General features: G+C 60.7%; 2 protein-coding genes. One reads left to right on the top strand and one right to left on the bottom strand.

Annotated features, from left to right (window positions below; all coding sequences use genetic code 11):
- The coding region (locus B3187_RS06555) for a hypothetical protein (RefSeq protein WP_286805256.1) at positions 1-210 on the bottom strand (210 nt) is incomplete at its 3' end.
- 99 nt (positions 211-309) lie between these two features.
- Here B3187_RS06555 and B3187_RS17555 point away from each other — a divergent pair.
- The coding region (locus B3187_RS17555) for a class I tRNA ligase family protein (protein ID WP_414673683.1) at positions 310-458 on the top strand (149 nt) is incomplete at its 3' end.

Here is a 458-nt window from a genome sequence, read left to right as displayed (position 1 = left end):
GGCGTCAAAACCACATTGAATCCACCCCGGATCACCCAGCGCCCGCCCCTGCTCATGCAGCGCGGCTTCGGCCCACCCCGCCCCACCGGTTTTGATCAATTCCTGCAGCGCCACATCCTCCCGGTAGGCGTCATAGCCTTCCAACGGCGGCGGCACGTTGAACACTTCGTGGGTCTCTGTCTGGGAATCGCGCGAGTGGGGCTCGCTCATGGTCACCTCCCGGTAGGCCGGTGGGTCTGGAAGCTGTATAATCGCGGGTTTCACGCCAGCCCGTCATACACGAAGCTTAGTACAGGTTACCGCATGTCTTTGGAAAAAACGTACAACCCCCACGCCATCGAGCGCGAGTGGTATCAGACCTGGGAAGATCGAGGTTACTTCAAGCCCCAGGGCGGAGATGACCCCTACTGCATCATGATTCCGCCGCCGAACGTAACCGGCAGCCTGCACATGGGTCA

It is taken from the genome of Marinimicrobium sp. UBA4209 (genome assembly GCF_002381585.1).
GTDB lineage: Bacteria > Pseudomonadota > Gammaproteobacteria > Pseudomonadales > Cellvibrionaceae > Marinimicrobium > Marinimicrobium koreense.
This window is presented reverse-complemented; position numbering and strand designations above follow the sequence as displayed.